This is a genomic window from Wolbachia endosymbiont of Pentidionis agamae, from assembly GCF_036711655.1.
Taxonomy (GTDB): Bacteria; Pseudomonadota; Alphaproteobacteria; order Rickettsiales; family Anaplasmataceae; genus JAZHPY01.
In genome coordinates this window covers 1-10,028 of the sequence record NZ_JAZHPY010000038.1, presented here as the reverse complement: position 1 = coordinate 10,028, position 10,028 = coordinate 1, and the positions used below count along the sequence as shown (strand labels likewise).

The following is a 10,028-nucleotide window of genomic DNA, read 5'->3' as shown; positions in this document are numbered from 1 at the left end:
TAACAATGTATCAAAGTCTTTAATACATTGTTAAAAAATAATGATGAAGAAATGTTGAAATTAGAAAAAAAAGCATCAGTTATAGAAGAACAACAGCATGTATATCAACCAAGAAAAAAGAAACCACCAAAGGAAGAAAGTGATATTTGTAAGCCTCTTATTGCTATATCTATACTTGGAATTTTAATAGGAGCAGTATTGACGACTTATGTTAATGTAGTTTGTGGTGCAATAGTGATAACTGTTGGGTGTTTAGGTTTAGTTGTTTCTTTATATGAACTGCAACAAGGTAATAAGGAGCCAGATTCTTCAATAAAAGATTTGAGTAAAATACGGCAATTTAAACAAGTAGAACTTATAAAAAATTTATAGGATAATAACTTTTTGAAAATTATAAACTTAACAAAACATTTTTGGTATGGTACTATCAAAATATTAGCACATTTATTAAAAGATTAATTATGCCTCAAAATAACAAAGAAAATCAAGGTAATAGTAGTAGTTATGGTATGTATACTGTTTTTGAAATCAGAGATAACGTAGTAAAGTCTCGTTATGTTTCCGCTCAACAGAATGGATCATCAAGATGGTTAACAACAATATATGATGTAAAGCCACTACAAGAGCAAAAAGCTGTAGAATCTTTTTCTATTGTGAAAAGAACATGAGTTTTAGAAGTACTTCTCCTATGATTTCATTTGCATATCAAAATTTTCATTATTTCAATTGAGGCAAAATTAGGGATTGCTAGTTGTTTCAGTATAATGCTTTTGCCTCATACTCACTATATAAAAATTTTTGTTTTATCCAACGAACAAATATTGCAAGAGTATACAAAAACTCTCAATATAGATCCAGAGGGAATAAAAAAAGGATTATGCTACTATCTCTGTCGGTATTTTGCTTTATGTGATCTATTAGCAAGGAAGGAAGCTTTTCTAAAATATTTAATAATAACACTGAGAAGGAAACATCATTAAAACAGTTAGCAGATAAATTAATTAAGGAAGTGCAAAATGGCAATATCGAACTACAAGAAAATGTTTGCGTTTTGGGCTTAAAAGCGTGTATTACATTAATTCGTATAGATATACTAACATCCAAAAGAAAAGAATTTTTCACAGATAATGTGAAAAGAATATCAGATAAAGAAGCATACGTAATACACAACAACTATCAGAGCATTTCACTTCAAATACCGAAAATATTAGCTGCACAAGACTTGAAATTAACAAAAATGAATATGGGTGATTATAAAGAGCTCTCCTTTTACAAATCAGGAATAAAAGATAATCATGCACATGCTATACTAATCAAGAAAAACTTAGATAATAATTTTGCATTCTATGATCCTAATAATGGTACATTTTTTGATCTGACAGAAGAACAATTATGTGAAGTTATAACTGAAGTATTTTATTCGTATATTAAGTCAGAGCTCACATGGGCATCAACGGAATTAACAATAATGTTTTTTATGTCATCAGTTGTTGGCATTATTACAGCAATATGTGGTTGCATTATAGCCCCTATTATATCATTTGCGGTTTTCCTAATAGCTTCTGCATTTCTTTGTTATGTTAGTCCAAAATTAAATACACAAGAATATGAATCTATTACTTATTCTCAATGTGATTATCTCCTACCAGCGCTAGACAGGTTGCATAACCTTAACGAAATGATCTCTATGATCATTAGTAATCCAGAAGATTTTGAAAAGTTAGTAGGTCATTGCACTGAATGGTACAATCAAGTAATCAAAAATTTAAATAATGATCCTGAAAAAACTGAAGAGTTAGTAGGTCTTTATGCTGAATTGCGTGATCAAATAGAAAAACATTGCAATAACTATAAGAAATCAGAAAACGTAAATAATGAATTAGAAGATGTAACTATTACAGGTAATGTACAAAATATAGTAGCATAAGACATTCAACTATCTTTAAATTTAAAAATTTAGTATTTATATATGCATTTAGTAAATACTACGTCATGTTAAATTTAGAAGAATTTCGTTTATCAATGAATGTTGATGCGTTTATAATAAACGTTGAAAGAGATAAAGAAACCACACAAAAATTATGTGGTTTCACTGGTACAAACGGAGTTTTAATCGTTATGAAAGAAGGTAAATGCCAGTTTTTTACTGATGGACGTTACCTTCTGCAAGCCAATAATCAATTAAATAAGGATCTCTTTGATATATATAATATTCACAAAAAAAACCCATGGGAATGGGTGAGTAAAGTTTTATCATATGATACTACTCTCGGTTATAATTCATCTAAATTTACCATAAATAATATAAGAAAATATGAAGATATTTGTAAATTAGTTCCACATTTTATTAAAATAATGGATCAAGAATTAAATATAGTACAACACCCAATAGAATACTGCGGAGAAAATAGTGAAGAAAAGTGTACTAGAATAGCAAAAACCTTAGACGAACCTCTGCTTATTACATGTCAAGAATCAGTATCTTGGCTACTTAATATTAGAGATGAAAATGCCAAATATACTCCATCAGTGTCATGTCCAGTCATATTATATAAAGATTGTACAGTTGATTTGTTTGTACAAAAAGATTTTTTTTTACCAGAGAAACATGTAAACACCTTAGGTGTTGAAGAGCTGCATAGTGCATTAAATAAATTAGGTGCAATTATTCTTGATCCTAATTTTACTCTGATGAATATTAAGAATTTAATCGAGAGTGCTAGAATAATCGAAAAAGATGATCCTTGTATAATAAATAAGGCAATAAAAAATAAAATAGAAATAAGAGGCATGAAAAGTGCTCATATCAGAGATGGAATTGCAGTAACAAATTTTTTATATTGGCTTGAGAATAATAAAGGTATTACTGAACTTGATGCAGAAGAGAAAATTCTAGAATATAGAAAAAGACAGAATCTCTTTAAACAACCAAGCTTTCGTACAATTTCGGCCTTTAATGAAAATGGGGCTATAATTCACTATGGAGCGGATCAAAGTACAAATAAAGTTATAAAAGAACATGGCTTATACTTAATTGATTCTGGTGGTCAATATCTAGATGGTACAACAGATGTAACAAGAACTGTTGCAATTGGCACGCCATCTCATGAACAAATTACTTATTATACTTTAGTATTAAAAGCTCATATTGCGATAGCGAGTAGTGTTTTTCCTAGCAATACAACTGGTGGAGAATTGGATATTCTTGCACGCATACATCTTTGGAAATATGGTATAGATTATATGCATAGTACTGGGCATGGTGTTGGAAGTTATTTATCAGTTCATGAAGGACCGCAAGGAATAGTAAAAGGAAATAATATTAGACTTGTACCTAACATGATATTATCCAATGAACCTGGATATTATATTGAGAATAAATATGGCATGAGAATAGAAAATTTAATGTATATAAACACACGGAGTGATGGTTTTTTATACTTCAAACCACTGACATGTGTTCCACTAGATAAAAAATTGATTAATAAAAATATGCTGATAGAGGAAGAAATTAATTGGATCAATAATTATCACAAATTTGTGTATGAAAATTTAGTTGATCACGTAGTAGACAAAAAATGGCTTAAGGAAATATGTAAAATTTAAGTATGGATTTGCTATAACACAGTAGATTTAATAAGGAGGATTATAAATATTAAAAATGTCAACTAATTTTACCTAACATAAATAACTTATGAAAAATACCAGTCTACTTCTATCAAATCTAAACTTTTTTTATTAAGATTTGATTATTAATGGCATATACAATCAATTCATCATTTTCTATAACTTCTCCAGATAAAACTAATTTTGCCAGATTATTTTGGATACAATCTTGTATTACTCTCTTAAGTGGCCTTGCTCCATATTCTGGATTATAGCCAACTTCTGCAAGCAGCTCTTTAGCCTCATTTGATAAATTAATACTAAGTTTACGTTTAGAAAGAATTTTCTGTAAATAAGAAAATTGCACATCAATTATTTTATAAATATCATCCTTAGTTAATCCATGGAATATAATAATCTCATCTAACCGATTTAAAAATTCAGGACGAAATGCAGATTTTAATATTTTCATTACATCATCTTTAATGGAATTATTATCACAATTAATCATGATTTCTGCACCAAGGTTTGAGGTGAGAATTAAGATGGTATTACGAAAATCAATTAATTTACCATGGCTATCGGTAAGCCTTCCTTCATCTAAGATTTGTAATAACAAATTAAATATATCTGAATGTGCTTTTTCTATTTCATCAAATAAAATAACTTGATATGGTCTCCTTTTTACTGCCTCAGTCAATCTTCCTCCTTGTTCATATCCAACATATCCTGGAGGAGCACCAATTAGTTTTGAAACGGAATGTTTCTCCATATATTCTGACATATCAAAACGGAGTAGTGCAGAATGATCATCAAATAAAAATTCAGCAAGAGCTTTCGCAAGCTCAGTTTTACCAACACCTGTTGGACCTAAAAATAAAAATGAACCAAAAGGTCTATTGGTATCTTGTACACCAGAGCGTGAACGTCTAACTGCGTTACTTATTGCTTCTATTGCATCTTTTTGTCCTATCACCCTCTTACCTATTTCACTTTCCATATTAAGAAGTTTTTCTTTTTCACTGTGCATCATATTTTCAACTGGAATCCCTGTCCACTTTGAAACGATATTTGCAATATCATCTTCGGTCACTTCTTTTTTTAAAAAACTATTAGTTACTTGTTCCTGATTCTTTAGCTCATTTTCAAGTTCAGGAATAATGCCATACATAAGTTCTCCTGCTCTGGCTAAATTGCCACTTCGTTGTACTATTTCTAATTCTTTTCTAGCATTATCTAAATTTTCAGCAGTACTTTGTATTTTTGCGATCTTATTCTTTTCTATTTGCCATCTGCTATTTAAATCAGTTACTTCACTGCTCAAACTTTCAATTTCTTCATTAATTTTCTTCAAACGTTGCTTAGAATTTTCATCATTTTCTTTCTTTAATGCTTCCGCTTCAATCTTAAGTTGTATGATTTTTCTATCAAGTTCATCAATGGCTTCAGGTTTACTATCCATCTCAATTCTCACTCTGCTTGCAGCTTCATCTATTAAATCAATCGCTTTATCAGGTAAAAACCTATCTGTAATATACCTGTTCGATAGCGTCGCAGCTGCTATTATTGCACCATCTGTAATTCTTATACCATGATGTACCTCATACCTTTCCTTTAAGCCTCTTAATATAGAAATGGTATCATTTTCAGTAGGCTGAGATATAAAGATAGGCTGAAAACGTCTTGCAAGAGCTGGATCCTTCTCTATATGTTCGCGATATTCATCTAGAGTTGTTGCTCCTATGCAGTGAATCTCTCCACGTGCAAGTGCAGGCTTCAACAAATTAGAAGCATCCATAGCACCACTTGTCGCTCCTGCTCCAATTAAAGTATGCAGTTCATCTATAAACAATATAATTTTTCCTTCTGATTTTGAAATTTCACTGATTACTGCTTTAAGTCTTTCTTCAAATTCTCCTCTAAATTTTGTTCCAGCAATCAAGCTACCAAGATCCAGAGCTAAAACTTTTGCGTCACGTAATCCAATAGGCACATCACTTGCAGCAATTCTATTTGCTAAACCTTCAACCATTGCAGTTTTTCCAACTCCAGGTTCGCCAATCAATACAGGATTATTTTTTGTACGCCTTAGCGATACTTGCATAATTCTTCTAATTTCTTCATCACGACCAATCACAGGGTCAAGCTTACCTTGCATAGCAAGTTCCGTAATATCTTTTGTATATTTTTTTGCTGCATTTAATTTCTCTTCACTATTTTGTGAATCAGCTACTCTACCTTTTCTCATTTCTACAATAACTGAGTTCAATTTTTGTGGTGTTACTCCATTTTCTGCTAAAATTTTACTTGTAGTGGTATCCTTCTGCATGGCAAGACCTTGCAACAAACGTTCAACAGTAACAAATGAATCTTTATTTCGAGTAGCAATACTGAGAGAATCTTCAAAAACTCTTGCCATTTCTCTTGAAAGCTGAAGACCACCACTTCCAGGACCTTCCACTACAGGAAAGCTTTTTATTGTAGCATTTAAAGAATTAGAAATATCTTGAACATTACCTCCACAAGCATCTATTAAATTAGAGACGAATCCAGATTCATCTTCAAGCATTGCTTTGAGTAAATGTTCAGGTGTGAAAACTTGATGCCCAGAACTAAGTGCTTTCATTTGAGCACTTTGAATGAAATTTTTTGCTTTTTCAGTGAATTTATTTAAATCCATAATCTGAAACCTAATGTTTGTACATACCAATTAATTATCTAGGTAAAACTTAGATTTATTGCAAGATAAGACTGATAAAATTTATACAATTTTTCACAATACACATTTAATACAAAATAAAAGATAAAATATTTTATTATCATTATTGAAGAGAAAAGCGGTTAAGCTATTTAAGCTTATTCTGATAAAAATAATAATAAAATATAATAAATTAAAAATAATATTAATTTTTAAAGATTTTTACTTGCTTATAAACTAAATTTATATTATAATATTAAATATATAATTTAATTTATTAGGTATTAACATGAATAGAGAAAATATTATAAAATCTGCAACATTAGCAGCATTAGGATGGATAGCAAATTCTACTGTACAGCTTCTTTCATCTTATTTAAAAGCTGGAGACCATCATAATTATGTAAATATAAATAATGCAGGTAGTATTCCATATTCAGGAGGAACGATTTATATAGATTCAAGCCAATGTGATTTTTCATCAGTAATGCCTTATATTACATGTTCGTTTCTTCTTGGAGCTGCTTTTGTTATAGTTTGTGGCCAAAACAAACATACAGCAACCCAAAGTACACAAACTTCTTGCAGTACTCAAGATGTATGTGTACAAACAACTCAAGAACAGGTAAATACAAAAAGCACACAAACTACTGATAATGTTCAAGATGTAGGTATACAAACAATTTCAGAACATTTAACTACGAGATGAAATACCTGCTCTGTAAGATACGAAATTTGTTATGAAATAAATGTTCAACTATACTTATATAATTTTGCTTACATTATAAATGATATTGACTAAATATATAGTCAAGGGTTATATATGTTTTTTAAACGCCCTATAGGCAGTATAGATATATGGTAATACAAATGGTTGTAGTGTAGAAAAATAGGAAAACGATCTGTAATATCTACTGAATAAATAAAGTTAATTTATAGTTAATTATGTTTTCTTATTATTATTTTCAATGATATGCAAAGATTGCAGAAATCCTCATTATTGATTAATCAATGAAGTAAAGCCCAGAAATATATGGCTTTTTGACTGTATAGAGTATAAAATCAAGACATTAAAGACATGCACAAAAAATTTATTTGAGATCTGTGCCTAGTATGCTCAAGTTTCAATACATTAGAGTTTTTGATAACTAAGCAATAGGTAATACTAAACTGAAAGCAACATTAGTCAAAATATGAAACTTGAACAAATAAGTAAATTTAATGAAGAGAAATTTCGAAGATTGATGGGAGTAAAAAGTAATGTAGTAGATATATGAGGTGTTGGTGGTTGTGGTACAGAAATACCGTACAAGCACAAACTGTTTTATTCAGAAAAAGTACATAAAAATACAGTTATTATGGAAAAAAAAGATTATATTACTTCCTTTGCTAACGGTAAACGACATGATTTTAGAATTTTTAAAAAGTTAAAAGCTCACGTATTATCAATTACTAAAATTTTAAGTATCCTTTACAAAAAACAGAGAATAAGGCTCTTTCTAGCAAGAGAGTTATATCTGGCTGATAGCAGATCGCTATCGAAATCGGCGGAAACAAACGTTTTGTTTCACTGTTATTACATCTTTTTACAATCTTGAGCTGCTTTCTAGGTTATGTAGGAAGTCTATTGAATTTTTTCAAACTTGCTATAAACTTACAGAGATATTTTAAATTATAATATTGTATGTTGGATGCCTTTAAAGAAGTTGGTGCAATTTTAAAGGGCCATTTTGTTTTGTCATCAGGACTACATAGTGATACTTATCTTCAGTGTGCTAAAATCTTTGAATATCCAAGGCTAGCAGAAAAGGTATGCTCGTTATTAGCTAAAAAAATCAAAAATGAATTAATTAGGGGATTTTGTAGTGTAGATTCGGTACTATCACCTGCAATTGGTGGAATTACTGTGGGTTATGAGATTGCTAAACAGCTTGACCTGCGTTTTATGTTTTGTGAACGTATTAATGGAAAGTTTATATTACGCCGTGATTTTAGAATAAAAGAAGGTGAGGAAATACTTATTGTTGAGGATGTTATTACTACAGGTAAATCATCACTTGACACGGTAAAATGTGTAGAAGAAAATGGAGGAAAAATTATCGGTGAAGCTTCTCTTGTCAAAAGAAATAGTAAGATAATATTACCTTTTCCTATAGTATCATTAATTGAGTTAGATATAAAAAATTATAATGAGAAAGAATTACCACAAGAATTAAAGAATATACCTGTTATGAAGCCCGGCAGTAGATATTATTTGTAGTACCTATTTAAGATACTTGATTTAAGCAAAGTATAGTAGATGATAAAGTCTTACTGATTGATCAACTAAATAAGAAGTAACAATTCATAATTCTAATCTCCATATACGAATTTTGAAAGGAATATCATCTCTTTAATGAGATGTGATTTTAAGATTTTGAATTAGGAATTGCTGATCAACGTGAAAAGGCTTATATTAAAAGAAGAGAATGTCAAAGTTTTTCATGTAGGAAAAAGTATGAAAGTGCGTGTTGGAGTGAGTGGACTTGGTAGGATAGGTAAAAGTGTACTACGTGCTATACATGAGATTAGTTATTATAATGATAAGATAGAAGTTATAGCAGTCAATGGTTCTCTTAGTTCTAGTCAACACGCGCACTTAATTGAATATGATTCTATTTATGGAAAATTTAATGGAGAAATCTCATCAAGTGAAAATTTTATTACTGTAAATGGCAATAGAATTTTTTTATATAGAGAACGGGATCCTAAGGACATTCCGTGGGAAAAACATAATATCGATATTGTATTTGAATGTACAGGATCATTTAATAAGCGCTTAGAAGCAGCAAAACATAATGTAAAAAAAGTAATTGTTTCAGCTCCCGTTCAAGATGCAGACGCAACTATAGTTTTTGGTGTAAATCATGATATTTTGAGTAAGGAGCATAAAATAATATCTGCCGGATCATGTACTACAAATTGTCTTGCACCTGTTGCTCATGTTCTTAACACTAATTTTGGTATAGATAGTGGTTTTATGACTACTATACACGCTTATACAAATGATCAAAATTTGCTTGATGGGAATCATAAAGATCCACGAAGAGCCAGAGCCGCTGCTCTATCTATTATACCTACATCTACTGGGGCAGCTAAAACAATTGAATTGATAATTCCCGAATTGAAAGGAAAATTACATGGTACAGCAATAAGAGTTCCTGTTGCTAATGTATCTATGATTGATTTTAAATTTACAATTAGTAATGGATATAAAATATCGAAAGCTGACATAATAAAAGCATTTGAAAATGCAAACATGGAAAGAGTACTTTCCGTATGCGACAAACCATTAGTCTCAGTGGATTTCATTCGTAGTCCATACAGTGCGATTGTAGATCTAACAACTCTATACGCAGCTAATGATATGTATAGAATTGCAGCATGGTATGATAATGAGAGGGCCTTTTCATTGAGAATGTTAGATATAGCTTTGCTATGTTATGAATGAACAAGGTACCAAAATGTCACTTTCTGAGCATTTTGCTGAACTGAGAAAACGTGTGATTGTATGTTTTTTATTTTTTTCTGTAGCCTTTTTTTTATGTTACTATTTTTCTGAAAAAATATATAATTTTTTACTTTCACCATTAATAGAAATTCAAAAGGGAAATAATGATTTTTCATTAATTTATACAACCCAGGAGCTAGAAAGATGTAAAATTGCCAAGCAAAAATTGGGAAA

Annotated in this window: 9 protein-coding genes; 8 read left to right on the top strand and 1 reads right to left on the bottom strand. The window is 30.2% G+C overall.

Translation table 11 applies throughout. The features are described from left to right. Positions 1 to 27: 27 nt before the first annotated feature. The 4 genes from V6U76_RS03000 to V6U76_RS02985 all read left to right on the top strand — a co-directional run bounded on the left by V6U76_RS03000 (position 28) and on the right by V6U76_RS02985 (position 3,606). Positions 28 to 372, top strand: coding sequence for a hypothetical protein (locus V6U76_RS03000; protein ID WP_333023540.1), 345 nt, complete (start codon positions 28 to 30; stop codon positions 370 to 372). Between the two features lie 89 nt (positions 373 to 461). After that, the gene (locus V6U76_RS02995; RefSeq protein ID WP_333023539.1) at positions 462 to 668 is read left to right on the top strand and encodes a hypothetical protein; all 207 of its coding nucleotides are present in this window, start codon (positions 462 to 464) and stop codon (positions 666 to 668) included. 341 nt (positions 669 to 1,009) lie between these two features. Next, positions 1,010 to 1,927, top strand: a complete 918-nt coding sequence (locus V6U76_RS02990; RefSeq protein ID WP_333023538.1) for a hypothetical protein — start codon at positions 1,010 to 1,012, stop codon at positions 1,925 to 1,927. A 65-nt stretch (positions 1,928 to 1,992) separates the two neighbouring features. Beyond that, the gene (locus V6U76_RS02985) at positions 1,993 to 3,606 is read left to right on the top strand and encodes an aminopeptidase P family protein (RefSeq protein ID WP_333023537.1); all 1,614 of its coding nucleotides are present in this window, start codon (positions 1,993 to 1,995) and stop codon (positions 3,604 to 3,606) included. A 118-nt stretch (positions 3,607 to 3,724) separates the two neighbouring features. Here V6U76_RS02985 and clpB read toward each other — a convergent pair whose 3' ends face one another. After that, positions 3,725 to 6,286 carry an ATP-dependent chaperone ClpB gene (clpB, locus tag V6U76_RS02980; RefSeq protein ID WP_333023536.1) on the bottom strand — a complete coding sequence of 854 codons (2,562 nt, stop codon included), beginning with the start codon at positions 6,284 to 6,286 and terminating at the stop codon, positions 3,725 to 3,727. A gap of 307 nt (positions 6,287 to 6,593) precedes the next feature. Between clpB and V6U76_RS02975 the strand changes: the two genes are divergently transcribed. The 4 genes from V6U76_RS02975 to V6U76_RS02960 form a co-directional block, all read left to right on the top strand. Beyond that, a complete protein-coding gene (locus V6U76_RS02975) occupies positions 6,594 to 7,013 on the top strand; it encodes a hypothetical protein (protein WP_333023535.1) in 420 nt (139 codons plus the stop codon). Positions 7,014 to 7,988: 975 nt separating this feature from the next. Further along, positions 7,989 to 8,564 carry an orotate phosphoribosyltransferase gene (gene pyrE, locus V6U76_RS02970; protein ID WP_333023534.1) on the top strand — a complete coding sequence of 192 codons (576 nt, stop codon included), beginning with the start codon at positions 7,989 to 7,991 and terminating at the stop codon, positions 8,562 to 8,564. Positions 8,565 to 8,801: 237 nt separating this feature from the next. After that, on the top strand, positions 8,802 to 9,794 hold the full coding sequence (gene gap / locus V6U76_RS02965) for a type I glyceraldehyde-3-phosphate dehydrogenase (protein ID WP_333023541.1): 993 nt from the start codon (positions 8,802 to 8,804) through the stop codon (positions 9,792 to 9,794). Next, on the top strand, positions 9,787 to 10,028 hold a 242-nt coding region (locus V6U76_RS02960), incomplete at its 3' end, for a twin-arginine translocase subunit TatC (RefSeq protein WP_333023533.1). The genes gap and V6U76_RS02960, both read left to right, overlap by 8 nt.

What these genes read in the sequence shown, in the direction of transcription:
- V6U76_RS02995 (WP_333023539.1), top strand. Translation starts at nt 462, where the DNA reads ATGCCTCAAAATAACAAAGAAAATCAAGGTAATAGTAGTAGTTATGGT.
- V6U76_RS02985 (WP_333023537.1), top strand. Translation starts at nt 1,993, where the DNA reads ATGTTAAATTTAGAAGAATTTCGTTTATCAATGAATGTTGATGCGTTT.
- clpB (WP_333023536.1), bottom strand. Translation starts at nt 6,286, where the DNA reads ATGGATTTAAATAAATTCACTGAAAAAGCAAAAAATTTCATTCAAAGT.
- V6U76_RS02975 (WP_333023535.1), top strand. Translation starts at nt 6,594, where the DNA reads ATGAATAGAGAAAATATTATAAAATCTGCAACATTAGCAGCATTAGGA.
- pyrE (WP_333023534.1), top strand. Translation starts at nt 7,989, where the DNA reads ATGTTGGATGCCTTTAAAGAAGTTGGTGCAATTTTAAAGGGCCATTTT.
- gap (WP_333023541.1), top strand. Translation starts at nt 8,802, where the DNA reads ATGAAAGTGCGTGTTGGAGTGAGTGGACTTGGTAGGATAGGTAAAAGT.